General features: G+C 69.7%; 20 protein-coding genes. 7 read left to right on the forward strand and 13 right to left on the reverse strand.

Annotated features, from left to right (window positions below):
• The first annotated feature begins 81 nt into the window (after positions 1 to 81).
• The gene (gene glgX / locus ACXDF8_RS01690) at positions 82 to 2,214 is read left to right on the forward strand and encodes a glycogen debranching protein GlgX (RefSeq protein WP_457221505.1); all 2,133 of its coding nucleotides are present in this window, start codon (positions 82 to 84) and stop codon (positions 2,212 to 2,214) included.
• Positions 2,215 to 2,425: 211 nt separating this feature from the next.
• On the opposite strand, the gene ACXDF8_RS01695 is transcribed toward glgX, so the two are convergent.
• The 5 genes from ACXDF8_RS01695 to ACXDF8_RS01715 are packed head-to-tail and all read right to left on the reverse strand — an operon-like array spanning position 2,426 to position 6,845.
• Positions 2,426 to 3,031 (reverse strand): GNAT family N-acetyltransferase, encoded by a 606-nt coding sequence (locus tag ACXDF8_RS01695; protein WP_457221506.1) that lies wholly within the window; start codon positions 3,029 to 3,031, stop codon positions 2,426 to 2,428.
• A 9-nt stretch (positions 3,032 to 3,040) separates the two neighbouring features.
• Positions 3,041 to 3,943: an SDR family NAD(P)-dependent oxidoreductase gene (locus tag ACXDF8_RS01700; RefSeq protein ID WP_457221507.1), complete on the reverse strand. Its 903-nt coding sequence runs from the start codon at positions 3,941 to 3,943 to the stop codon at positions 3,041 to 3,043.
• Positions 3,940 to 4,746: an enoyl-CoA hydratase/isomerase family protein gene (locus ACXDF8_RS01705; protein WP_457221508.1), complete on the reverse strand. Its 807-nt coding sequence runs from the start codon at positions 4,744 to 4,746 to the stop codon at positions 3,940 to 3,942. Before ACXDF8_RS01705 ends, ACXDF8_RS01700 begins: the two co-directional genes overlap by 4 nt.
• A gap of 18 nt (positions 4,747 to 4,764) precedes the next feature.
• Positions 4,765 to 6,003 (reverse strand): NRAMP family divalent metal transporter, encoded by a 1,239-nt coding sequence (locus tag ACXDF8_RS01710; protein WP_457221509.1) that lies wholly within the window; start codon positions 6,001 to 6,003, stop codon positions 4,765 to 4,767.
• Positions 6,000 to 6,845 carry a magnesium transporter gene (locus ACXDF8_RS01715; protein ID WP_457221510.1) on the reverse strand — a complete coding sequence of 282 codons (846 nt, stop codon included), beginning with the start codon at positions 6,843 to 6,845 and terminating at the stop codon, positions 6,000 to 6,002. Before ACXDF8_RS01715 ends, ACXDF8_RS01710 begins: the two co-directional genes overlap by 4 nt.
• Before the next feature lie 148 nt (positions 6,846 to 6,993).
• On the opposite strand from ACXDF8_RS01715, the gene ACXDF8_RS01720 reads away from it, so the two are divergent.
• Both ACXDF8_RS01720 and ACXDF8_RS01725 read left to right on the forward strand, forming a co-directional pair.
• Positions 6,994 to 8,289, forward strand: coding sequence for an acyl-CoA dehydrogenase family protein (locus ACXDF8_RS01720; protein WP_457221511.1), 1,296 nt, complete (start codon positions 6,994 to 6,996; stop codon positions 8,287 to 8,289).
• The gene (locus ACXDF8_RS01725; RefSeq protein ID WP_457221512.1) at positions 8,289 to 8,939 is read left to right on the forward strand and encodes a helix-turn-helix domain-containing protein; all 651 of its coding nucleotides are present in this window, start codon (positions 8,289 to 8,291) and stop codon (positions 8,937 to 8,939) included. The genes ACXDF8_RS01720 and ACXDF8_RS01725 overlap by 1 nt, the downstream gene beginning before the upstream one ends.
• A 29-nt stretch (positions 8,940 to 8,968) precedes the next feature.
• Here the strand turns inward: ACXDF8_RS01725 and ACXDF8_RS01730 are convergent, their stop codons facing one another.
• The 3 genes from ACXDF8_RS01730 to ACXDF8_RS01740 are packed head-to-tail and all read right to left on the reverse strand — an operon-like array spanning position 8,969 to position 11,301.
• Positions 8,969 to 9,769 carry an acyl-CoA thioesterase gene (locus tag ACXDF8_RS01730; RefSeq protein ID WP_457221513.1) on the reverse strand — a complete coding sequence of 267 codons (801 nt, stop codon included), beginning with the start codon at positions 9,767 to 9,769 and terminating at the stop codon, positions 8,969 to 8,971.
• Positions 9,766 to 10,980, reverse strand: coding sequence for a CoA transferase (locus ACXDF8_RS01735; RefSeq protein ID WP_457221514.1), 1,215 nt, complete (start codon positions 10,978 to 10,980; stop codon positions 9,766 to 9,768). Before ACXDF8_RS01735 ends, ACXDF8_RS01730 begins: the two co-directional genes overlap by 4 nt.
• A gap of 24 nt (positions 10,981 to 11,004) precedes the next feature.
• On the reverse strand, positions 11,005 to 11,301 hold the full coding sequence (locus tag ACXDF8_RS01740) for a hypothetical protein (RefSeq protein ID WP_457221515.1): 297 nt from the start codon (positions 11,299 to 11,301) through the stop codon (positions 11,005 to 11,007).
• Between the two features lie 211 nt (positions 11,302 to 11,512).
• Between ACXDF8_RS01740 and ACXDF8_RS01745 the strand changes: the two genes are divergently transcribed.
• From ACXDF8_RS01745 to ACXDF8_RS01760, 4 genes are read left to right on the forward strand one after another with little or no spacing between them, the layout of a single operon-like run.
• On the forward strand, positions 11,513 to 12,013 hold the full coding sequence (locus ACXDF8_RS01745; protein ID WP_457221516.1) for a metallophosphoesterase family protein: 501 nt from the start codon (positions 11,513 to 11,515) through the stop codon (positions 12,011 to 12,013).
• A 26-nt stretch (positions 12,014 to 12,039) separates the two neighbouring features.
• Entirely contained in the window at positions 12,040 to 12,492 is a 453-nt protein-coding gene (locus tag ACXDF8_RS01750) for a MarR family winged helix-turn-helix transcriptional regulator (RefSeq protein ID WP_457221517.1), read from the forward strand.
• Positions 12,489 to 13,298, forward strand: coding sequence for an ATP-binding cassette domain-containing protein (locus tag ACXDF8_RS01755; RefSeq protein WP_457221518.1), 810 nt, complete (start codon positions 12,489 to 12,491; stop codon positions 13,296 to 13,298). Before ACXDF8_RS01750 ends, ACXDF8_RS01755 begins: the two co-directional genes overlap by 4 nt.
• A complete protein-coding gene (locus tag ACXDF8_RS01760; protein WP_457221519.1) occupies positions 13,288 to 14,112 on the forward strand; it encodes an ABC transporter permease in 825 nt (274 codons plus the stop codon). Before ACXDF8_RS01755 ends, ACXDF8_RS01760 begins: the two co-directional genes overlap by 11 nt.
• A 16-nt stretch (positions 14,113 to 14,128) precedes the next feature.
• On the opposite strand, the gene recD is transcribed toward ACXDF8_RS01760, so the two are convergent.
• The 5 genes from recD to ACXDF8_RS01785 are packed head-to-tail and all read right to left on the reverse strand — an operon-like array spanning position 14,129 to position 24,412.
• On the reverse strand, positions 14,129 to 15,907 hold the full coding sequence (gene recD / locus ACXDF8_RS01765; protein WP_457221520.1) for an exodeoxyribonuclease V subunit alpha: 1,779 nt from the start codon (positions 15,905 to 15,907) through the stop codon (positions 14,129 to 14,131).
• Positions 15,904 to 19,212, reverse strand: a complete 3,309-nt coding sequence (recB, locus tag ACXDF8_RS01770; RefSeq protein WP_457221521.1) for an exodeoxyribonuclease V subunit beta — start codon at positions 19,210 to 19,212, stop codon at positions 15,904 to 15,906. Before recB ends, recD begins: the two co-directional genes overlap by 4 nt.
• Entirely contained in the window at positions 19,212 to 22,481 is a 3,270-nt protein-coding gene (recC, locus tag ACXDF8_RS01775) for an exodeoxyribonuclease V subunit gamma (RefSeq protein WP_457221522.1), read from the reverse strand. The genes recB and recC overlap by 1 nt, the downstream gene beginning before the upstream one ends.
• 45 nt (positions 22,482 to 22,526) lie before the next feature.
• Positions 22,527 to 23,735, reverse strand: a complete 1,209-nt coding sequence (locus ACXDF8_RS01780) for a sensor histidine kinase (protein ID WP_457221523.1) — start codon at positions 23,733 to 23,735, stop codon at positions 22,527 to 22,529.
• Positions 23,732 to 24,412, reverse strand: coding sequence for a response regulator transcription factor (locus ACXDF8_RS01785; protein WP_457221524.1), 681 nt, complete (start codon positions 24,410 to 24,412; stop codon positions 23,732 to 23,734). The genes ACXDF8_RS01780 and ACXDF8_RS01785 overlap by 4 nt, the downstream gene beginning before the upstream one ends.
• Positions 24,413 to 24,425: the final 13 nt, after the last annotated feature.

The following is a 24,425-nucleotide window of genomic DNA, read 5'->3' on the forward strand; positions in this document are numbered from 1 at the left end:
GTCACATCGTCGTCACGGGTGATTGGTGAGGCACCCTTATGGGGTACTCCGTGCAGCCAATCCGCGACCGAGGGAGACCACGTGACCGACGCAGCCGCCACCGAGGTATGGCCAGGCAAGGCCTATCCGCTCGGCGCCTCCTACGACGGATTCGGCACCAACTTTGCGCTGTTCTCCGAGGTCGCCGACCGCGTCGAGCTCTGTCTGTTCACCGAAGACGGCACCGAGACCCGCGTCGTGCTGCCCGAGGTCGACGGCTTCGTCTGGCACTGCTACCTGCCCGGGGTCGGACCCGGCCAACGGTACGGATATCGCGTGTACGGCCCGCACGACCCGGCGCAGGGCCACCGGTGCAATCCCAACAAGCTGCTGCTGGACCCGTACGCCAAGGCCATCGACGGCCAGTTCGACTGGGACCAGTCCCTCTTCGGCTACAACTTCGGCGACCCCGACAGCCGCAACGACGACGACTCGGCGGCCCACATGCCCAAGTCCGTCGTCATCAACCCGTACTTCGACTGGGGCATGGACCGCCCGCCGCAGCGCGAGTACGCCGACAGCATCATCTATGAGGCACATGTCAAGGGCTTGACGCAGACTCACCCCGACATCCCGGACGCCGTCCGCGGGACCTATTCAGCCATCTCGCATCCCGCGATCATCGAGCACCTCAAGCAGATCGGCGCCACCGCCATCGAGCTGATGCCGGTTCACCATTTCGCCAACGACTCGACCCTGATCGACAAGGGACTGTCCAACTATTGGGGCTACAACACCATCGGCTTCTTCGCCCCCGACAGCAAATACTCGGCCAGCAGCTCACCGGGCGGCCAGGTGCAGGAGTTCAAGGCGATGGTGCGCGCGCTGCACGAGGCCGGCATCGAGGTGATTCTCGACGTCGTCTACAACCACACCGCCGAGGGCAACCACATGGGCCCGACGCTGTCCTTCCGCGGGATCGACAACGCCGCGTACTACCGGTTGGTCGACGACGACAAGCAGTACTACATGGACTACACCGGCACCGGCAACAGCCTCAACGTCGGTCACCCGCACTCGTTGCAGCTCATCATGGATTCGTTGCGGTACTGGGTCACCGAGATGCACGTCGACGGCTTCCGGTTCGACCTGGCCGCCACCCTGGCCCGTGAGTTCTACGACGTCGACCGGCTGAGCGCGTTCTTCGAACTCGTGCAACAGGATCCGACGGTAAGCCAGGTCAAGCTAATCGCCGAGCCGTGGGACGTCGGCCCAGGCGGCTACCAGGTGGGCAACTTTCCGCCGCAGTGGACGGAATGGAACGGCAAGTTCCGCGACACCGTCCGCGACTTCTGGCGTGGCGAGGACGCCAGCCTCGGCGAGTTCGCCTCCCGGCTTACCGGGTCGGCCGACCTCTACGAGCACACCGCGCGCCGCCCGGTCGCCTCCATCAACTTCGTCACCGCGCACGACGGGTTCACGTTGCGAGACCTGGTGTCCTACAACGAGAAACACAACGAAGCCAACGGCGAGGACAACAACGACGGCGAGAGCTACAACAGTTCGTGGAACTGCGGAGTCGAGGGCCCCACCGACGACCCCGAGATCAACGCGTTGCGCGCACGCCAGCAACGCAATCTGATTGCCACCACGATCCTGTCCCAGGGTGTGCCGATGATCTGCCACGGTGACGAACTCGGTCGCACCCAGGGCGGCAACAACAACGGCTATTGCCAGGACAACGAGATCACCTGGATCGACTGGGGCGCCCCCAACACCGAGATGCTGGAGTTCACCGCCAAGGTCTCCGGGCTGCGCGCCAGTCATCCGGTGTTCCGTCGCCGCCGGTTCTTCAACGGCCTTCCGGTGCGCCGCCGCGGCAGCGAGGGCCTACCGGACATCTCCTGGTTCCGTCCCGACGGTTCGGAGATGAACGACGAGGACTGGGATTCCGGCTTCGGCAAGTCGGTGGCCGTCTATCTCAACGGGCAGGGCATCCCCGACCTCGATACGCGCGGTCAGCGGGTCACCGACGACTCGTTCGTGCTGTGCTTCAACGCCCATCACGAAGCCATCGAGTTCACCCTGCCGCCTCAGGAGTTCGGCAAGGCGTGGCAGCCGGTCATCGACACCGCGGCCGGACCGGGCGAGGTCGACGAAACGGCCGTGATCAAGGCCGCGACGCCGCTACGGGTCGAGTCGCGGTCGATGGTGGTGCTGCAGGTCTCGCAGTAGGCGGGCCGGGGCAGCGACCCAGGAAGGACCATGGCCGATCCCCTCCCCTCCGGGGGACCCGCCATGGTCCAAGCCTGGTGCCAAACAAGCTTGGGGCGATTATTGCCATCGGGAATTGGCGGTACGCAGTTTTCGCAAATTTGAATACAAGTTGGTTTTTGGTGCTCGCAACGCGTACACCTGCGACTCGCGGGTTGCACGAGCGGAGCGCTCAGCGCGGCGAACGCCACATCGGCCACAGCGACGGCCCGCCGTCGGGCAGCGCGATCTCGCCGGTGACCACGAATCCGAACCGTTCGTAATAGGGCACGTTGTCGGGGTTGCTCGACTCGAGGTAGGCCGGGGCGTACTCGGTGTCGCATCGGTCGAGCCGAGAGCGCATCAGCGCGTGGCCCAGTCCGCTTCCACGCACGGTCGGGTCGCTGCCGATGACGCCCAGGTACCAGTGCGGTTCCTCGGGATGGTTTTCCTTCATCAGCTCGGTCAGTACGCGACCGGCGGCAAGCCGACCGCGGAACGCGCGGATGACAGCGGGCAGCATGGCGAGCTGCTCTCGGGAGGACTGCTGTCGGCGGCCGGGCGGATCCCACAACGCTGCGGCGCCGACTCCGTCGTCGGACAGCGCCACTTCCAGACCGCGAGCGGCCAGGTAGTGGTGGCGGGCCAACGCACCGAACAGACCGGGCAGTGCGGCCGTGCGGCGCTCGGCGTCGGGCTGCACCCACGCCATCACCGGATCGTCGTGGAAAGCCCTCCCGAGAACCCGCGCCAGAGCGGGGATGTCCGACCTGCGGGCGGGACGGACGTCGATGGACACCACTGCAGATTAGTCATTCAAATTAAGGTCAACCTGTTGCTGCGACCAGTCCCACAGCCGGCGGGCCTGTTCGGAGTCGACGGCCCAGGCCGCATAGCCACCCTCGACGCCCTCGGCGAACGGATCGGCGATGCGGCAGTCCTCGAGATAGCGTCCGCCGCGCCCGTCGAGCTCGGGGCTGACGGCCGCCCACACCGTGGTCGCCGCACCGTGCTCGACGTCGGTCACGTCGAGGTTGGCCAGCCGCCCGCTGAAGTCGTCGCGGGTCATGTGCCGGGCCAGTTCGGTGACCACCACACCGGGATGCACCGCGAACGACTGCACGCCGCGCGGTCCCCAGCGCCGTTGCGCCTCGACGGTGAACAGCACGTTGGCGGTCTTGCTCTGGCCGTAGGCCTGCCACTTGTCGTAGGCCGACTCCCCACCGTCGTTCGAGTTGTCATAATTCGGGTCGTCCCAGCGGATGCCGCTGTAGAGGTGTCCGCGGCTGCTGAGGTTGACGATGCGGGTGCCCGCGCCGAACGTTTCGACGAGGCCGGTGGTGAACGCGAAGTGGCCGAGGTGATTGGTGCCGAGTTGCAGTTCGTAGCCCTGCGCGGTGCGTGACAGCGGCGGCGCCATCACGCCGGCGTTGTTGATCAGGATGTCGACGCGTTCCAGGCGTTCGACGAGCTCGGCGGCCGCGGCGCGCGCCGAGCGCAGGTCGGCGAGGTCGAGCGCGACGGTGTCGCACTCGATGGCCGCACGGGTCTTGTCGACGTCACGCACGGCGGCCACGATCCGCGCGCCGGCGGACTGCAGTGCCCGCGCGGTTTGCAGGCCCAGTCCCGAGGAGGCCCCGGTGATGACCGCCGTGTGGCCGGTAAGGTCGACGCCGTCGAGGATCTCGGCGGTGGTCGGGGTTCCGGTCATGCGGGGTCTCCCGTCTGGCTTGCGGTGGCGCGCCACACCGGCGGCCGGTTGTCCCGCCAGGCGGCCGGCCCCTCGACCGCGTCCGGGCCGCCCATGAGGTTCAGGTGCACCGTAGTCTCGGCGGCGGCCACGGCGTCGGCGTCGGTCTCACTCCCCGCACCGGCCCACAGCAGCCGCTTGCTGTAGGCCACCGACGCGGGGTTGGCGTACACGGCGACCTCGCGGGCCAGGTCGAGGGCGGCGGGCAGCACCTCGGCAGTCGGCAGCGCCCGATTGGCCAGGCCCATCGCGGCGGCCTCCGCGCCGGTGAAGGTGCGCCCGGTCAACAGGACGTCGGCGGCGACAGCCAGGCCCGCGCAGCGTTTGAGGGTGTAGTGCACCGCACAGTCGCCGACCATGCCGCGGCGCACCTGCGGGACGGCAAGCTTGGCGTCCTGCGCGACCAACCGCAGGTCACACTGCAGCGCCAGGGTCAACCCGATACCGATTGCGTGGCCGTTGATCGCGGCGATGACCAGCTTGCGCACCCGCCAGGCCGGCGGCTGGATCGGGGATGCGCTGAAGTCGGAGCCTGGGGTGGCGAATGCCGCCGCGTCGGCGGACATGTCGGCACCGGCGCAGAACGCCCGCCCCGCTCCGGTGACGACGACGGCACGGATCGCGTCGTCGGCGTCGCAGCGCCGGTAGGCCTGGCCGAGCCGGTCGGCGGTGTCGGCGCAGAACGCGTTGAGTCGGTCCGGTCCGTCCAGGGTGATCACGGCGACACCGCCCTCCCGCACGTCGAGGCGAACGCTCGTCGTCACCCGGTGTCCTCTCTCCACTCAGCCCAGCGCGGTGGTGATGCCCAGCGTGAGCACGCACACCACCACCACGGCGATGGTCACGCCGTAGCCGATCAGCGCTTTGGCACCAATCCTGAACCGGCCCATCAGGTCGCGGTCGCGGCCCAGGCCGATCATCGCCAGCAGCAGCGGCACCAGCAGCACCGCGTTGAGCACCTGGGTGCCGATCAGAATGGTCACCAGCGGTGCGTGCGGGATCAGGACGATCACCGCGCCGACGCCGGTGACAATGCCGTAGGTCAGGTAGAAGGTGCGCGCCTCACGGTAGGGGTCGTCGACCGCGGCCTCGACACCGGCGTATTCGCACACCGAGTACGCGGTGGACAGCGGCAGGATCGACGCGGCCAGGAAGGCGGCCCCGATCAGGCCGACACCGAAGAGCTTGGCGGCAGCCGGTCCGGCCAGGGGTTCCAGCGCGACCGCCGCGTCGGCGGCGTCGGTGATGGTGTGCCCGTCGCGGTGCAGCGTCGCGGCGCAGGCCACGACGACGAAGAACCCGATGACCCCGGTCAGGACAGCTCCGGTGATGACGTCCACCCGTTCGAGCACCAGGTCCTCGGTGCGCAGCTTCTTGTCGACGGCGTAGGACTGCATGAACGACAGGCCCCACGGCGCCAGTGTGGTGCCCAGGGTGGCGGTCACGATCGCGATTGCCTGCCCGGTCATCGGCATGGTCGGCACCACGGTGCCGCGCAGCGCCGCCCCCCAGTCCGGGCCGGCCAGGAAGCCCGAGATGACGTAGGCGAGGAACACCGTCGACAACAGCAGGAGCAGACGCTCGACGCGGTGGAAACTGCCCCGCAGCACCAGTAGGGACACCGCCACCGCGGCAGCCGGCACGCTGACATAGCGACTGATGCCAAACAGCTCGAATCCTGCTGCGATGCCAGCGAATTCGGCGCACGTGGTGCCGATGTTGGCGACCACGAGCGCGGCCAGCACGGCGCCGCCCACGCCGACGCCGTAGCGCTGCCGCACCAATCCGATCAGGCCCTGACCGGTCACCACACCCATTCGGGCGGCCAGGCTGTGGAAGACGATCAGGGCGACGGTGGACAACAGCAGCACCCACAGCAACTGATAGCCGTGGTCGGCGCCGAGCACCGAGTAGGTGGTGATGCCCGCGGGGTCGTCGTCGGACAGACCCGCCAGCAACCCGGGGCCGACGACAGCCAGCAGGGCGCCGACCCTCGTCGCGCTGCGACCGGGCGAGGTCATGCGGTGGGCGCGCCGGCGTGGCGGCGGCGCGGCCAGACCCGCGAACGCAGGAAGTGCCGGCTCGACGCGGACGGATGTGCCAGCCGGTGCCGCCACCGGCCGGCGTGCTCGGCGGGCATGGCGGCGACGATGCGCTCGGCGTCCGCACCGGACATCGCGCGCAGCACGCGCTCACCGACGTCGGGATGAGCTGCCCGAACGGCGTCGGCAGCGACCTCGGGCACGCTGGTGGCCAGGACCTCGGTCGCCGATTCGGTGTCGAGCCGGCTGACCAGCCCGGCGAGCCCGCGGGCGTCGAGGTGGTGCACGGCTGCGCGCGGGCTGGCCAGTTGGACGGCGTGACCGCGTTCGGAGGTCAGGTGCAGATCCGCCCAGGCGATCACGTCCTGGCCGGTGGGGCCGGCCAGTGCGGCGAGCTTCAGTCGCCGCAGCACGCCGCCGAAGCCGACCTCGACGCCGGCCAGTTCGAGGCGACCGGCAGGGGTTCGGGCCAGCACGACGTCGGCGACGCGGGCCAGGCGCTGGCCGACGACGTCGACGACCTGGGTGTCCAGCACGTCGCGCACCAGCAGGATCTCGCGCTCGCCGAGCGCCTGAGCCGGGTCTGTCGGCTCGGCTGGGTCGGTTGGGTCGGCGCGCAGCACCACCTGCCCGGGCCGGAAGTCGCCGACTTGGTCCCACCCGAACAGCAGTGCGCGGCCGCGCCGCGGGCGGACCAGCAGTCGCTCGACCAGATGCGGGGCGGCGTCGCCCAGTCCCGCGGTCAGATCCGCGAGCCGGCCGATCACCCGCCCGTCGGGGCCGAGTACTTGGTATCCGGTGACCCGGCTGAGCAGCAGCACGGTCGAAGCATGCCCGATCCGCCCTGACGTACCGGTGCGACCCGGCAAAATCGCGGGCGCTAAAGCCGGCGTTGATTAATGCAGCTGCACGAAGTTATGATCGTGCCGCCTTAATACTGCCGGGCCCGAGGCCCCAGAGGGAGTGGCCATGTGGGAGTTCGAGACCGACCCCGACTACCAGAAGAAGCTGGACTGGGTCGAAGAGTTCATGCGCGAGCAGCTCGAGCCGCTGGACTTCGCACCACTCGATCCGTATGAAAAGACCAACCCCGACGTGCTGCGCGTCCTGCGCCCGCTCCAGCAGCAGGTCAGGGAGCAGGGCCTGTGGGCGGCACATCTGGGCCCCGAGCTCGGCGGTCAGGGCTACGGTCAGGTCAAGCTGGCACTGCTCAACGAGATCGTTGGCCGGTCCCGTTGGGCGCCATCGGTATTCGGATCGCAGGCACCCGACTCCGGCAATGCCGAGATCCTGGCGATGTTCGGCACCGCCGAACAGAAGCGCCGGTACCTGCAACCGCTGCTCGACGGCGAGATCTCCTCGTGCTATTCGATGACCGAGCCGCAGGGCGGGTCGGATCCAGGCCTGTTCACCACCCGCGCCGAACGCGACGGGGATTCGTGGGTGATCAACGGCGAGAAGTGGTTCTCCTCCAATGCCCGAAACGCCGCATTCTTCATCGTCATGGCGGTCACCAATCCCGAAGCCCGCACCCATCAGAAGATGTCGCTGTTCATCGTGCCGGCCGAAACGCCGGGCATCGACATCATCCGCAACGTCGGGGTCGGCGGGGAATCCGACGACCGCGCCGGGCACGGCTACATCCGTTACCACGACGTGCGGGTGCCCGCCGACCACGTGCTCGGCGGCGAGGGCCAGGCGTTCGCCATTGCCCAGACCCGCCTCGGAGGCGGCCGGGTACACCACGCGATGCGCACGATCGCGCTGGCGCGCAAGGCTTTCGACATGATGTGCGAGCGGGCGGTATCCCGACAGACCCGCCGTGGGCCGTTGGCCGACTACCAGATGACGCAGGAGAAGATCGCCGACAGCTGGATCCAGATCGAGCAGTTCCGCCTGCTGGTGTTACGCACCGCCTGGAAGATCGACAAGTACCACGATTATCAGCTGGTGCGCCGGGACATCGCCGCGGTCAAGGTGGCAATGCCGCAGGTCTTGCACGACGTCGTGCAGCGGGCCATGCATCTGCACGGGGCCCTCGGGGTTTCCGACGAAATGCCCTTCGTGAAGATGATGGTCGCGGCGCAGTCGCTGGCCATCGCCGACGGCCCGACCGAAGTGCACAAGCTGACCGTGGCGCGGCGCACGCTCAAGGAATACGAGCCCGTCGACACCCTCTTCCCGTCCCAGCACATTCCGACCCGGCGCGCGGCCGCCCAGGCCAAGCTGGCCGAGCTTCTCGAACACGAGGTCGCCGAACTCTGATGGCGGCCGGCACCTCGGCCAACCTGGTGGCCACCGCCGAGCGGTTGTTCGCCGAGCGCGGGGTGGACGCGGTCAGCCTGCGCGAGATCGCCCGGGAGGCCGGGGCGCGCAACGTGATGGCGGTGCAGTACCACTTCTCCGACCGCGCCGGGGTGCTGGCTGCGATCGCCGACAAGCACCTGCCGATGGTCGACGCCCGCCGCGATGCGTTGCTGGACGCCGTCGAGGCCGAGGCGGCGCCCTCGATGCGGTCGATGGCCTCGGCGCTGGTCCGGCCGCTGGCGGCCAAGCTCGCCGATGCCGACGGCGGCCCGGCGTTCCTGCGCATCCACTCCGACCTGCTGAATCGCCCGGTGCCCACCTTCGATTTCACCGGGCACTCCGGTAGCCTGCAGCGCTGGCGCCGACTGCTCGAGCCGATGCTTGATCCGGTGGCCGTCACGTTGCATCCGCGGCTGGGGGCACTGGTGTACGCCGCGGTCGAGTTGGGCCGCCGCGCGGCCACCGCGCCACACGCCGACGACCGGTTGTTCATCTCTCACCTCGTCGACACCGTCACCGCGATGCTCGCCGCGCCGCTCTCCGAGGAGACCCGGTCACTGGCGCAGGAGCGGGCTACCCGCCGCTCGCGGCGTCCGTCCCGGGCGTGACGCTCGGCACGTCGCGCCTACCGACGCACCTAGTCCCGCACGACGGTCAGGCCCTCCTGGACCAGCGTCGCGGTCAGCAGGCGATCGCAGTCGTAGAGGTCCAGGGTGACCAGGCCCCGGCCGCGGGCTGCCGCCGGTGAGCGCGATTCCAGCAGGTTCCACTGATCGGCGCGGATCGGGCGGTGAAACCAGATCGACGAGTCGGTGGTGGCGGTGCGGTGGCTGCGATCGGTCATCGAGTGGCCGTGCACCCGCAACACCGGGTCGATGCCGTAGATATCGGTGACATAGATCGCCGCGCAGGCGTGCACCCGCGGATCCTCGTCCAGCGGGGCGGTGACCCGCCACCATAGCCGCCGAACGAATTCGCCTGCGCTGCAGTCATCGTCGGTGCGGATATCGAGCTCGTCGAGCGGCAACGACGGAGCCGGACCGACCGGGCCGTTGGCCGGGAGCTGCTCGGGATCGCCTGCCGCGTCGGCGTGCCGGGTGTGTTCCGGGCCGTCGGCCGCCGCGGCGAACGAGACGGTCGCGGTGATCAGCAGCCTGCCGTCCTGGCGGGCCAGTACCCGTCGGGAGGCCGTGGTGCGTCCGTCGTAGACGGGGTCGACGTCATACTGCACCGGCGCACCGGCGTCCCCGCCACGCAGGAACTGCACGTGCAGGTTGGTCGGCGCCTTGTCGGCGGCCACGGTGTGACAGGCCGCGGCCATGGCCTGCGCGGCGAGGTGACCACCGTAGGCGCGCTTGTCCGGCGGTCCGCTCGCCTCGCCGACGAGCGCGCCGGACGGATCGGGGCGCACGCTCAGCAGCCGGGACAGTTCGCTCATGCCGGATCGGTTCCCGTTGCGGCGGTGCCCGATTCGAGCAGGACGCGAATCTCGTCGGCACTCAACCCAAGTTCGGCGAGCACCGCGGCGGTGTCGTCGCCGAGCGCCGGTGCCGGGCGGGCGCGGGTGTGAGCGCCGTCGACCGACATCGGCAGCCCCGGTGCCAGATACCGTCCGATCCGGGGCTGCTCGAGCGGGCTGAACATCGGATTGGCCGTCACCCGGGGATGTTCGGCGACTTCGGTGAAGTCCAGGTAGCGATCCCACAGCACCGAGGTCGCGGCCAGCGCGGTGCCCACCTCGTCGGCAGTGCGACCGGCGAACCACGGCGCGAACAGGCCGGTCAGCAACTCCCGGTGAGCATAGCGCTGGCCTTCGTCGGAGAAGTCGACACCCAGCGCTTCGGCCACCGCGGCAACGGCTTTCGAGGTTCCGGTGAGTTCGGCGAGGTCCCTGAAGTGCCGGTTGGTCAGGGCCACCACCATGAACGAGGCGCCGTCGCTGCTGGTGAAGTTTTGGCCGTACTGGCCGTAGATCGCGTTGCCCAGCCGGGGCCGCTGGGAACCGGTGATCATGGGTTCGGTGAGGAAGCCGAGATTGCCCGCCGTCGCCAGCGCGACATCGTCGAGCGGCAGGCGGATGCTGCTGCCCAGGCCGGTGGCATCGCGCCGGCGCAACGCCACCAGGATCGCCAGTGCGGCATACAGTCCGCAGCTGACGTCCCACGCGGGCAGCACGTGGTTGACCGGGCCGCTGTGCGACGGCGGGCCGGTGAGCAATGGGAACCCGGTGGCCGCATTGACCGTGTAGTCGACTCCGGTGGCTCCGTCGCCGCGGCCGACCACCTCCAGATGGATCATGTCGGGCCGTTCGGCGCTCAACGTCTCATAGCAGTGCCATTGCCGCCCAGCGACGTTGGTGATGAGCACACCGGCGTCGACGATCAGCCGGCCCACCAGCCGCTGACCGTCGGCGGTACGCATATCGGCGGCCACCGATCGTTTGCCCTTGTTCAGCCCGGCCCAGTAGATGCTGTCGCCCGCATCGGTCAGCGGCCAGCGGCGGTAGTCGGCCGCACCGCCGACGGGATCCACCCGGATCACCTCGGCGCCCAACTCGGCCAACGTCATCCCGGCCAAGGGCACGGCGACGAAGCTAGAGATCTCGACAATGCGCACGCCGGCCAGCGGCAGGCCAGATTGAGCACTCACCCGACGAGTATGGCGGGCGGTGCGTCAAGCCACCGCGACCGGTACTCCCAGGCAGACCAGCATCAGCATCAGCAGGAACCAGCCGGCGCCCTGCCAGATCGGCCACACACCTTCGACCCGCCAGACCCGGTAGGCCTGCACGAGCGCACCCACACCCCCGGCGAACAGGATCACCGGGACCAGGATTCCGGCGATCAGCGAATGCCAGAACACGGCCGCCGCGAAGGCCACCCCGGCCACCGCGACCACGGCGACCACATAGGTCACCGCGGCCCGGAACATCGCCGGGTCGTGCCAGCGCTTCTCGACGTCGTTCGTCATCTCACTCACCTCTCTTCCCAGCGTAGGCGCCGATAGACCTCGGGGGGCACGGTTGCCGGTGGCGGCGGCGGGGTAGTCCCGCGCCATGACCCACCCCACGGATGAGAACAGCGAGGACCTCGGCTCCGACGAGCACGTGGCGTCCTCACGAGCCGGCCAGACCGGCGCCGAGGCCAGGAGCCAGCAAGGTGGTCGGTGAGAGGATCGGGCAATGCGTCTGCTGCTGCTCGCCGACACCCATGTACCGAAGCGGGCACGCGATCTTCCCGAGCAGGTGTGGCGTGCGGTCGAGTCTTGCGACGTCGTCATCCACGCCGGCGACTGGGTGGAACCCGAGCTACTCGACCAGCTGACCGATCGAGCCGAGCGGGTGATCGCGTGTTGGGGCAACAACGACGGCCCGCAGTTGCGGGCGCGGCTGCCCGAGTGCGCCGACGTCACACTGGACGGGCTGAGGTTCACCGTCGTGCACGAGACCGGCGCCGCATCAGGCCGCGAGGCCCGGATGGCGCAGCTCTATCCCCACACCGACGTGCTGGTTTTCGGACACAGCCACATCCCGTGGGACACCACCGCACGCACTGGTCTGCGCCTGCTCAATCCGGGCTCGCCGACCGACCGCCGGCGTCAGCCGTTCTGCACCTACATGACGGCGGTCACCAACGGTGGCGTGCTGGGTGACGTGCGCTTGCACCAGATCGACAAGCATTAGCTCTGCAACAGAGCTAATCTGGGGTGGTGGATACCCGCACCGATCTGATCAGCGAGCTGTTCAGCACCGTCGGCCGGTTTCGTCGCACCGTGCGGCGGGCCGGTGGACGGGCTTTCGGGAGCTCCGGGCTGACCGAGTCGCAGGCCGAACTGCTGCGCCTCGTGGGCCGCCAACCCGGCATCTCGGTCAGCGCCGCCGCAGCCGAACTCGGCCTGGCCGCCAACACAGCATCCACCCTGGTCTCGCGGTTATCCGCCGAGGGGCTGCTGGTGCGCACCCCGGACCCGGACGACCGCCGGGTGGGCCGGCTCGCACTCACCGCGCCCGCCCAGCGGCTGGCCGACGCCTCCCGCGCCGCCCGCCGCGCAGCGCTGGCCGACGCACTCGACCGCCTCGAGGCCGACGACGTCGAGGCGCTCACCGCCGGGCTGCGCGTCCTCGCCCGGATCACCACCACGCTGCAGGAGAACCGCCCATGACCGCCCCCGCCATCGACTGCCGCAATCTGACCCATCGCTACGGCGACTTCACCGCCGTCGACGAGCTGACACTGCAGGTGCAGATCGGTGAAACCCTCGGCTTGCTGGGCCCGAACGGAGCCGGCAAGACCACCGTCGTGCGGCTGCTGACCACGCTGGCGCCGATCCAGCAGGGGCAGGTGCGGATCTTCGGGCTCGACGCTAGCCGCGACACCATGGACATCCGGTACAACCTCGGCTATGTGCCGCAACAACTTTCGATCGAGCCGGCATTGACCGGCCGGCAGAACGTGGAATGGTTCGCCCGGCTCTACGACGTGCCCCGCGCCCAACGCCGGCAGCGGGTGGCGGAGGCGCTGGAGTCGATGCAGCTGCTCGAGGTCGCCGACCGGCTCGCCGGCACCTACTCCGGCGGCATGGTTCGCCGCCTCGAGCTGGCCCAGGCGCTGGTCAACAAGCCCTCGTTGCTGATCCTCGACGAGCCGACGGTCGGGCTGGATCCCATTGCCCGCGATGGGGTCTGGTCGCAGGTGCAGAGCATGCAACGCGCCTTCGGTATGACCGTGCTGCTCACCACCCACTACATGGAGGAGGCCGACGTGCTGTGTGACCGCGTCGCGCTGATGCATCACGGCCGGCTGCAGGCGGTCGGCACCCCAGCCGACCTCAAGACTCAGGTCGGACCCGGCGCGAGCCTGGAGGACGTGTTCCGCCACTATGCGGGATCCGGGCTGGCGGAGGCCGCCGACCATACCGGCCTCGGCGCCGTGCGGGCCGGCCGGAAGGCGGCGCGCGATGCCGGTTGAGTCCACCGCCGTACCCGGGTTGCTGCGGGCGCCACACGGCTGGCGACGCCTGCTGAGCCTGGCCTCCCGGATACAGACCTTTGCCTGGGTCGAGCTGCAGAAGCTACGCCACGACCGCACCGAGCTGGTCACCCGCATGGTGCAGCCGGCCCTGTGGCTGTTGATCTTCGGCACGACGTTCAATCGATTGCACGTGATCGACACCGGCTCGGTGCCCTACCTCGCCTTCCTGGCGCCCGGGATCATCGCGCAGTCGGCGTTGTTCATCTCGATCTTCTACGGCATCCAGATCGTCTGGGATCGCGACGCCGGCATTCTGGCCAAGCTGATGGTGACACCGGCGCCCGCGTCGGCCCTGGTGACCGGCAAGGCGTTTGCCGCCGGGGTGCGCTCGATCGCCCAGGTGGTCGGCGTGCTGGTGCTGGCCTACTTCATGGGCATCCACATGACACACAACCCGTTTCGGATCCTGGCCGCGATGGGTGTGGTGATGCTCGGGTCGGCGTTCTTCGCCTGCCTGTCGATGACGCTGGCCGGGCTGGTCCGCAACCGCGACCGGTTGATGGGCATCGGGCAGGCCATCACGATGCCGTTGTTCTTCGCCTCCAACGCGCTGTATCCGGTTGCCGTGATGCCCGATTGGCTGCGCTGGCTGTCGCGGGTCAATCCGCTGAGCTACGAGGTGGACTCGCTGCGGTTGCTGTTGGTGGGCATTCCGTCGGTGCATCCCTGGCTCGACCTGGGTGTCCTGGTGCTGGCCGCGGTGGCGGGCGTCGCCGCGGCGTCGGTGTTGTTGCCCCGGCTGGTGCGCTAGCTGGGCCACCCGAGCCTCAGTCCTCGCGCAGCCGGCGGCTCAGGCCGCTGGCCCGCACCGCCCGGCGGCCGACCGCGGCGCGCAGCTGCGCAGCCGTCCCCACCACCCGCACCCTGCGCTGGGCCCGGGTGACGGCGGTATAGAGCAGCTCACGGGTAAGCAGCCGCGAATCATCCGGCGGTAGCAGCACGGTGACCTCGGTGGCCTGGCTGCCCTGGCTCTTGTGAATGGTCATGGCGTGCATGGTCTCGACGTCGGCCAGCCGGCTGATCGCGAACTCGGTAGGGCCGCCGGTGCCCGCCATGACCGCGCGCAGCACCCCGTCGCGTAGCACCGCCACCCCGGTGTCGCCGTTGTAGAGCCGCAGCCCGTAGTCGTTGGCGGTCACCAGCACCGGCCGACCGGCGTACCACGACGCCCACTGCGGCACATCGGTCTCCTCCGACAGCCAGCGTTCGACCTGATGGTTCCAATAGGCCACGCCGTGTGTTCCGTGCCGGTGCGCGCACAGCAGCCGGTGTTCGGCCAGGGTGGCCAGCGCGGCGGGCCCGTCGCCGAGCACCGCCGCCTCCCGCAGCCGCAGGGCGTGCGGCACCAGCACTCGGCGCAGAATCCCACTCGGGTCCTCTGTGTCGACCCATTCGATGTGCTCGCCACCGGCGCAGAGCACGTCGAGGGCCCGGTCGGCGTCACCCTTGCGAATGGCCAGTGCCAGTTCGCCGATCGATGCCCCGAACCGGTGGGAGGTGACCAGCTTGGCCACCGGGGCGTTGGCGCGGGCACTGAGCCCGTCGACCAGGTCTGCCAGAACGGCACCGGCTTCCACCGAGGCAAGCTGGTCGGGATCGCCGACGAGCAGCAGCCGCGCATCCGGGCGCACCGCCTCGACCACCCGGGCCATCATGGTCAGCGACACCATGGACGTCTCGTCGACCACGATCACGTCGTGCGGCAGCCGGTTCTCCCGGTGGTGACGAAACCGCGACGACGTGTCGGGCCGCGGGCCGAGCAGCCGGTGCAGGGTGGTTGCGCGCAACCCGGCAAGCCGACCCCGGTCAGCGGGTGCGAGCCCGTCGACCTCGAATTGGACCGCCTCCTGCAGCCGCGCCGCGGCCTTACCGGTGGGCGCGGCCAGCGCTATCCGCAGCGGCGGCCTGCCCTCGAGGTCAGCGTGTTCGGCCAGTAGCGCCAGCAGGCGAGCGATGGTGGTGGTCTTGCCGGTGCCAGGGCCACCGGTCAGCACCGTGAGCCCCTGTGAGAGCGCCACCTCGGCGACTCGGCGCTGTTCTTCGTAACCGGACGGGAAAAGCCGGGTGATGTCGGGCATCCGGCGGTCCGGTCGAAGCGCGGCAAGGGCCAGCACATCCGCGGCGACCTGGCGTTCCTCCCGCCAGTACCGGTCGAAATACAGCAGCCCGGCGTCCAGATGTAGCACCGTCGGCGAGGCCAGCAACGGACTGGCCGCGACCGCGGCCAGCCACTCCCCCGCCGCGGGCCACGGCAGCTCCGGCAGGTCGATGTGGGCCTGCACCGCAGGCAGCTCCACACACACCGATCCGCCGCGCACCGCGCGAACCACGAATGCGACGGCCAGCGCGACCCGTTCGTCGGGCTCCTTGCCCAGGGCGGTGAGCCGCTGGGCGACAAGCACATCGGCGGTCTCGATGACGCCGGCGTCGTTGAAGGCGCGCAGCACCCCGGTAGCACCGGCACTGCGCCGCCAGTCGGCCACATCGGTGATGGCCGTGACGTCGGTGATGTCTGTGCGGGCGGTGCCGCTCGTGTCGGCGGTCATGGCGCCACCTGTCCATCGAGCAGATCCGAGACCGAGGCCACCAGGGCGGTCGGCGGCCGCCAGCTGAACACCCCGGCCGGGTGGCCGTCAGTGACCGGCGTCTGCGGGCCGCACATGCCGCGCACGAACAGGTACAGCACCCCACCCAGGTGCCGGACCGGGTCGTAGCCGGGCACCCGCCAGCGCAGGAACCGATGCAGGACAACGCTGTACAGCAGCGCTTGCAGCGGATAGTCCGAATGCAGCATGGCCTCGGCCATCCTGGCGTGGTCGTAGTCGGCGGCGCCGAGGGCGCGGCCCTGCTCGCCCAGCCAGTTGGTCTTGTAGTCGGCCACCAGGTAGCGGTGCCCGGCCCCGTCGGGCACCCGCAGCACCACGTCGAGGGAGCCGGACAGATATCCCCGCAGCGACTGCCCACCGAGCGCGCCGTCGGTCAGCCGGTCGGCGTAGGAGGCCAGCGGATCGGTGGCGGGCAGGTGCTCGCCGAGGAGGCGGCCCACGTCGGCCAGTCGGGTCTGCGGCGCTGTCCGGCGCGAATCGCCGCCATCGAGCGGGAATTCGAAGTCCATCTCACGCAACCGATCCCGCAACCCGATCTGCCGCAGCGTCAGCCCGCCGGCCAGGGGCCCCAACGGCGTGTCGTGCATCGGAACCAGAGCTTCCGCCAGATCGGTGGCCGCGACGTCGACGGGCCACCACACCGCATGCCGCTCGATCTGGGTGCGCAGTTCGGCAGCCAGGTCGGGCGCCGCCGGGTCGGCCGTCTCCAGCACCGCGTGCACCAACGAGCCGAACGTGGCGCCGGTCGGCAGCTCGCCCAGCGGGGACGGTACGTCGGAACCGGCTGCGGGCGTGGTGACCGCGATGTCCGCGGCCTCGTCGTCGAGCCCGGCCACTTCGGGTTCACTGCTGACGCCGACCGAATCGGCGGCGCGGATCAGGCCCGAGTAGGAGGTGCGCCGCCACGTTGTGTCAATCCCGCGGTGAAAGTGCCTGACACCCAAGTCTTTCCGCACCGCTGGTGCCGTGACGGGAACCGGCGCGGCGATCACCGACTCCTCCAAGACCGGACCGCCAACCGTCTCCCACGCCCGAAGCAGCGCCATCGCCTCGGGGTCGTCGACGCGTTCGGGATCACACCGGTCCGGGACTGTCGTCTCACCCGGGCGCCGGCCACGCAACAGTCGAGACAGGCCGCCGTTGGGTTCGTCCCAGGACGGCGCCCACCACGCCACCACCTGGGACTGGGCGCGGGTCATCGCGACGTAGGTCAGCCGGGTCTCCTCACCGGCGGCCTCCCGCCTGCCGAGGGCCTGCGCGGTGGCCAGTTCGAGGCTCTGCTCACCGCCGACGTGCAGGCAGCGCCGGTCCTGGTCGTGAAAGCGGACCAGATCCTCACTTCGGACATAGCGATTGAACGTGAAGGGAAGGTAGACGATCGGGAACTGCAGGCCCTTACTGACCCACACCGTCATGATCTGGACTGCCGCGGCGTCGCTGTCCAGTCGCCGGTTGCGCTCCGGTGCGCCGCTGCGTTCGTCGCGCTGGGTGCGCAGCCAGTCCCGAAGCGCGGTCAGGCTCAGACGTTCCCGGTGGGCCACATCGTGCAGCAGCTGGGTGACGTGCGCGAGGTCGGTCATGGTGCGCTCACCGCCGGCCCAGGACAGCACCCGCTTGCCCATCCCGGCCAGTTGGGCGGCTTCGAACACGGCCGCGACGCCCGCCTCCCGCGCGTGATCGGCCCACTGCCGCAACGTCTCCGCAACCTCGTCGGTCAGCTCGTCGCCACCGGCGGCGAGATCTTCGGCCGTCTTGCCAAAGAACACCGTGGTCGCCGCGGCACGCACCAGCCCGGGGCGGTGCAGCTGGTCGAATGCCTCCAGCAGGCTCAGCCAGTCGTCGGCGGCCTGCGATCTGAGCACGTCGGTGTCCCCGGTGTAGACCGCGGGGACGCCGGCCCGCGTCAGTGCGTCGAAGCAGGCGCGCGCATCGGCATGGCTTTCGGTGATGACGGCGATCTGGTGGGCCTGCAGCGGCTCACCGGCGAAGGTGGCGCCGCTGCTCAACAGCGCGGCGATGTCGGCGGCCAGATCGGCGGCAATGTGCGAGCGCAACTGGTCCATCTTGATGGTACGAGTGCCGCGCTGGCCGAATGTTTCACGGGAAACGACCCGCAGCCGGAACGGATCGTTGTGCGGTGCGCCGGCAAGGCGGTGACCGGGGTGTCGGGCCTCGACGTCGAGCACCTTGATGTCCGGGTGGCCGAGTTCGGCGCCGCGCAGCACATTCTGCAGACGCTCGACCAGGGCGGCGTCACTGCGCCAGTTGACGGCGAGCGTATGCCGGCGCCCGGCGGTGCGGGCAGCATGCAGGTAGGTGACGATGTCGCCGCCGCGGAACGCGTAGATCGCCTGCTTGGGGTCGCCGATCAGGATCAGGGTCGACTGCCCGCTGAAGGCCCGCTCGATGACCTGCCACTGCACCGGGTCGGTGTCCTGGAACTCGTCGACCATCACTACTGACCATCGGCGGTGCATGCGGGCCGCGGCCGGGGATTCGGCCGCCGGGTCCGGGCCCCGCAGCGCGTCGGCAAGCCGGCTGAGCAGGTCGTCGTAGCTGAGGATGCCGCGCCGGCGCTTGCGCCGTTCGAGTTCGCAGAGCACGTCATTGGCAAACCCGACCCGGACCGCGGGCTGCGAGCCGGCGGGCGCGTCGAGCGGACGAAGTTGGGTGCCCGGGTTGGCGACGACTTCCCTGGCGAGTTTGAGCGCCTCGGCGCGGGTGATCGGGGGGGGCTCGCGCTCCTGCCCGAACTGGCGCAGATACAGGTCGTCGACAATCTCGCTAACCAGGTCGTCGAGGCTTTCGGCCAGCGTGACCCCGCTGTCGGTATCCCCAGCAACGCCAAGCGATTTCAGCACCAGGTTGCAGAACTGATGGGTGGTGGCGATGGTCGCCGCGTCGAAGCCCGCCAGGGCGTCGCGCAGCCGGTGCCGGCGTTCGTCGCGTTCAGCGGCGTCCCCACGGGTCAGCGCGGCGAGCACCCGATTGGATTCGGCCAGGGCCGGTTCGTCGAATGCCCGCAGTGCGTCCTGCAGGGCAGTGCGCACCCGCTCACGCAGCTCCTGGGTGGCCGCCCTGCTGAAGGTGATCAGCAGCATCTGATCCAGGCTGGCCCGTCCTTCGGCAACGTAGCGGGTCACCAGCCCGGCCAGGGTGAAGGTCTTCCCGGTCCCGGCGCTGGCTTCCAGCACCGTGGTCGAGCCGTCGGTGGGAAGCGGTCCGAGCAGATCGAATTCGTCCATCAGGCGCCGTCCTCGGCCGCCAGCACCGGCGACCACAGCCGCATCGCGTACGCACCGAGGCGGGTCGACTCGCCCTCGGCTTCCTCACCGGGCCGAAGTGGAGTCAGCAACGCCTCCAGGCCCGGCTCGCGGCCCCAGACGCGCTCGATGGCGCGGTCGTCGCGCTCGTAGCGCCACTTCGACCACGCCTCGCCACGCGGGTCCTGCCGACTGTGCCGGGCGACCGCCCAGGCGTGGGAGGTCTTGATCGGCAACGGAATCGGCTCTCGTCGGCCGGCATCGTAGATCGCCACGAGCTCGCGCAGGACCGCGACCGGATCTGTCAACGGTGGGCCCAGCGCACGTTCGGCCACCCCTGTACGCCTGCGCTGCCGGCCGATGCACACCCCCGTCCACTGGCCGGGGTGTGCGGCGGCCAGGGCGACCATCGGGATCCAGGCCCGCAGCAGATGCGGGGCGTCCAGCTTGGAGTAGGTCACCTCGACCAGCCGAGACCCGAACACCCCTGACACGGTTCCGGTGAGCCGCCGCCCGTCGGCCAGCTCGACGTCGATATCGTAGGCGCGCGGCGTGCCCGACCGGTACACCGAGGCCGCACGAGCCAATTCGGTTGCCTGCTGGCGGATCTCGCCGGCCTTGCGCCAGCCCAGCCGCCCCGGCGGGAGCGTGCCGCGACGCCATTCCGCCTGACTTGCCCGGTCGGGATCCACACCGGCCAGCATGTCGGTGAGGAGCCGCTGGCCGACGGTCCACTCTTGGAGGCTGTCGATCTCCACCGGCATCGCGTCCTCGACGCCGTCGACCTCCCACGGCAGGGTCAGGTCGAGGGCTGTGAAGAAGCCTTTCACCGGATTGGCGAAGAACTTCAGCAGATCGCTCAGCGTCACATCGATCAAGGGGGGCGGCGGCAGGGGCCGGGCCAGCAGATCGGGTTGCCCGTGGCGCGGTGCGCCGGTGGCCGATGCGGCGGCCAGGACGCCGGCGTCGAAGGTGAAGGGCTGGCCAGCGACACCGAGCGCGCCGGGGACGAGATTACGAATATCGAAGGGCTGCAGGGGGTGTCGGACGAGGATGTGGTCGCGCACCGGTGCGTCGGTGGTGCGGTCGAGGGTATCGAGAAGCTCGGCGAGCGGAACGGCGGGCGGGCGGTGGTGCCCGGAGTACTCGTTGGCCCCGGTGTAGGTGATGACGAGTTTGTCGGTGGCCGCGCAGATCGCGTCGAGCAGCAGCTGGCGGTCTTCGGACCGGATGTCGCGCTCGCCGGTCATCGGGTCGCGGGCCAACGCGTCGTCACCGTCGACCACGCCGATGCGGGGGAACACGGTGTCGTCCAGGCCGACCAGGCACACCACCCGATGCGGCACCGAGCGCATCGGCACCATCGTGCACACCGTGAGTGTGCCGGTGCGGAAGTTGGCCCTGGTCGGCCGGCCGGCCAGGTGCCGTGACAGCAGCGCGGCGATGTCGGGCAGCCGTAGCGCGGTGTCGGCGCGGGTACCGGCGGCGGCCTGCACGTCGCCGAATTCCCGGTGCAGTTGGCTGGTCTGCCAGGCATCGTCACCAGAGGTCACCGTGAGCATCGTGACGGCGTCCCGCAGTGCGTCCAGCCACTGCGCCAATGACCTTACGCCGCTGAGTGATTCGACGACGCACCGCAGACGCTCGACGTACTCGCCGAGGCGTCCCGCCAGCTCCACACTGTTGCTGCCCACGTCGTCGAGCGGCAGCGTGACGTCGAGCCAATCCGCGGAGTCGTCGGACATCGCGACGCCGGCCAGCACCCGGTCGATGCCGAATCGCCACGTGTTCTGGATGAACGGGATGCCGAACGGGGCGCGGTGCTGCTGATCGAAACCCCACCGGATGTTGGACTGCTGCACCCAGCGGGTGATGGTCTCCAGATCGTCGTCGGTGAACGCGAAGCGGGCGCGTACCGGTGGCAGGTGGGCGAAGTCGAGGACCTCGGTGGCGGTGACCCGGCTGCCGGCCAGAACCAGCAGTTTGGCCGCCACCGCCAGCAGCGCGTTGGTCTGGACCAGCGCCCGGTCGGCGAGCCGCACCCGCAATTGGTGGGCGGGATGGGCACCGGGAACGACGTCACCGAGGCCGAAGTCGGCGGCGATCAGCGGCGCATACGTTTCGATGTCGGGGCACATCACCAGGATGTCGCGCGGCTCGAGGGTGTCGTCGTCGGCCAGCAGGCCGAGCAGGACCTCACGCAGGACGTCGACCTGCCTGGCTGGGCCGTGGCAGCTGTGTACCTGAACCGAACGGTCGGTGGCCTGGTGTGAACGGTCCTGCGGGCGCAGCAGGTTCGCCGCGATGTCGGACTGCAGCCAGCCCAGCAGGGTGTCCGACGGTGCTCGGCCGCCGAGATAGTCGTCGGTGGCCACCGTGGCGGGCAGGCTGCGTTGCAGTTCGCGCACGTCGCGCCCGAGGGTGGCCAGCAGCGGATGAGCGGCCAGCCGATGGCTGGTGTCCTGCCGGCGGTGGATCGGGCCGCGCAGCGGCGCGAGGGCGCTCCAGAGTGCGGCACTGGGGTGCGGAAGCCACAGATGCACCTCGTGGTGCTCGGAGAGCGCGTCGAGGAGTTCGATGTCGGTGCTGGGCAGCCGGGTGTGGCCGAACAGGGAGATCCGGGCCGGTAGGTCGGCTCCCGATTGCCGCAGTCGCGCAACGGTTTCCAGATGCCGTTGGTGTGGCGGGTCCAGCCCGATCGTGCTCACCAGGGCACGCCACAGATACGGCTGCCAACGCAGGTCGGTGTCGAGCACGTCGACCTCGGGGGTGTCGAGCCAGCCCGCGAGCAGCGCTGGACGCTGGCGGGTATAGGAGGCGAACAGCCCGGCGAGCCGCCGGGCCACCGCGTAGCGCCGTGCCTGGCGCAGCTCTTTCTCCTCCCCGGTCGCGAAGTGCCCGAGATGTACCGCCAGCGTCCGGCACCACGGCTCGTCGAGGCTGGCGTCGATGACCTCGAGCAGCGGCCAGGCCATGGCGTCCGCCGACCAGGGATCGTCCTGTCCGGTTCCGGCGAGTTCGCTGATCAACGATGCCGGCGAGCGGAACGACACCCCGGCGCACACCCCGGATCGCTCACCATCGCCACCCAGCACGTGGGACAGCCGCTGGCTGAGCCAGCGTTCGACACCGCGGGCGGGAACCACCACGAGTTCCTCGGCGAACGGGTCGGGCTGCGGGACGGCCAGCAGGGCGCCGAGACCGTCGGCGAGCATGTCGGTTCGCTCGGCGCGGTGTACGTGCAGAGACATCGGCATAACCGTAGACCGCGCCGACGACATCACACGACGGGTGGCTCAGGACTGACGCGCGGCAGGAAGACGCATCGTGAAGGTGGCACCGGCCCCCGGGGTCGACGCCACCGCGACGTCGCCACCGTGCGCGTGGGCTATCTCGCGCACCAGCGCCAGGCCGATCCCGTAGGACTCGCGGCCCCGCCGCGTGGTGTGTTCGGCGCCGTGGGAGAACCGGGTGAACAGTGTCGCCATGACACCCGGGTCGATACCCACACCGTCGTCGGCGACCGCCACACTGACCGTCTTCGCGTCGCGCCAGACCTTCAAAAGGACTGTGCCGCCGTCATGTTCGTGCCCGAGTGCGTTATCCACCAGCGCCGTCAGCGCCCTGCGCAGCGCGGCCTGAGAACCCACCACGTAGAACGCATCCCTACCGGGCTCGCACTCGAGATGCAAGGTCACGCCCAGTGAATCCGCGTACCCGGCCATGCTGTCGTGCACGGACTGGGCCACCTCCGCCAGGTCGACCCGATCCGACGGGCGCCTGCCCGCAGTCATGGTTGCCGAAGCCAGGAGATCGTCGACGATGTCAGTCAAGGTCCTGGTCTCTGCCACCAACGCGTGGGCGTCCTCCTGCACGGTCGCGGTGTCGGCCGTACCCGCACGACGGGCCAACATCTGTGCCCTGGTGTGCAGTACGGTCAGCGGCGCGCGCAATTCGTGGGAGGCATCGGCGACGAACCGCCGCTGCAGCGCCAGCGCCTGGGCCAGCGGGCGGGCCGATCGGCGGGTGAACAGCACGACCACTGCGATCGAGGCGAGCATGCCGGCCAGTTCGGCGAACGCCAGCGCCATCAGCAACCGGTTTCGACCAGCACGGTAGGGCGCCAGATCGGTCATGGCCACCACCCGGCCTTCCGGCCTGTCGACGGTGACGGCGCGGAAATGCCTACCCGCGGAATGGATGTCGGAGTAGCCGAGTGGACCGGACAGCAGGGGGACGCCGAGTTCTCCGCCGTCGCTGGTGGAGGTCTTCCCGTCGTTCTCACGCAGCGCCAACTCCATGTCCGGGGGCGGATCGTTGGCATCGTCGGCGGTCATGGCCAGCGTGTGGAGTTCGGCGTCGATCTGACGGTTCTGCGCGCGGACGTAGACGGTGAAAACCACGCCACCGACCACCAGCAGCACCACCGCCAGAGCCGTGGAGGCCTGGATGGCGGCGACTCGGCCGGCCCGCTTGAGCAGGACGAGGTCGCTGGGCGGTGTCATACCAGTCCGAATCGGTAGCCGGTCCCGTGCACGGTGCGGATCACCTGCTTACCGAGTTTGCGCCGCAGGTAGTGGACGTAGAGGTCTACCGCACCACCGGACTCGGCGCCGTCGAACACCGAATCCAGCAACTGGGCGCGGCTGAATACCCGCTTGGGTGCGCCCATCAGCGTCCCCAGCAGCGCGGCCTCGCGTTCGGACAGCTCGACGTCGGCGCCGTCGGGCGTGGCGCCCGAGACCCGCCGGGTCATCCGGTCCAGCCGCAGCGGCCCGGCGCTGACCACGGTGGCCGCGCTGTCGATGCGGCGCAGCAGCGCGCGCACCCGGGCCAACAACTCGGGCACCTCGAACGGCTTGACCAGATAGTCCTGAGCTCCGGCGTCGAGGCCCTCCACCCGGTCCTCGACCGCGCCGCGCGCGGTAAGGATCAGGGCGGGACTGCTGATACCCCGTGACCGCAACAGCGCCACCAGGTCGGAGCCGTCCATCACGGGCAGCCCCCGGTCGACAACGAGCGCGTCGTAGTCACCGCTGAGCCCGCGGTGCATCCCCTGTTGCCCGTCGTGGGCGACGTCAACCCGATAGCCCGCCTCGGTGAACAGCTCGGCGAGCATCGCGCTGAGCGCGCGGTCGTCCTCGACGACCAGGATCGCGGGGGCGATGTCGGGCACGGACACGTGACGAGGGTGT

It is taken from the genome of Mycolicibacterium sp. CBM1, from assembly GCF_054073305.1.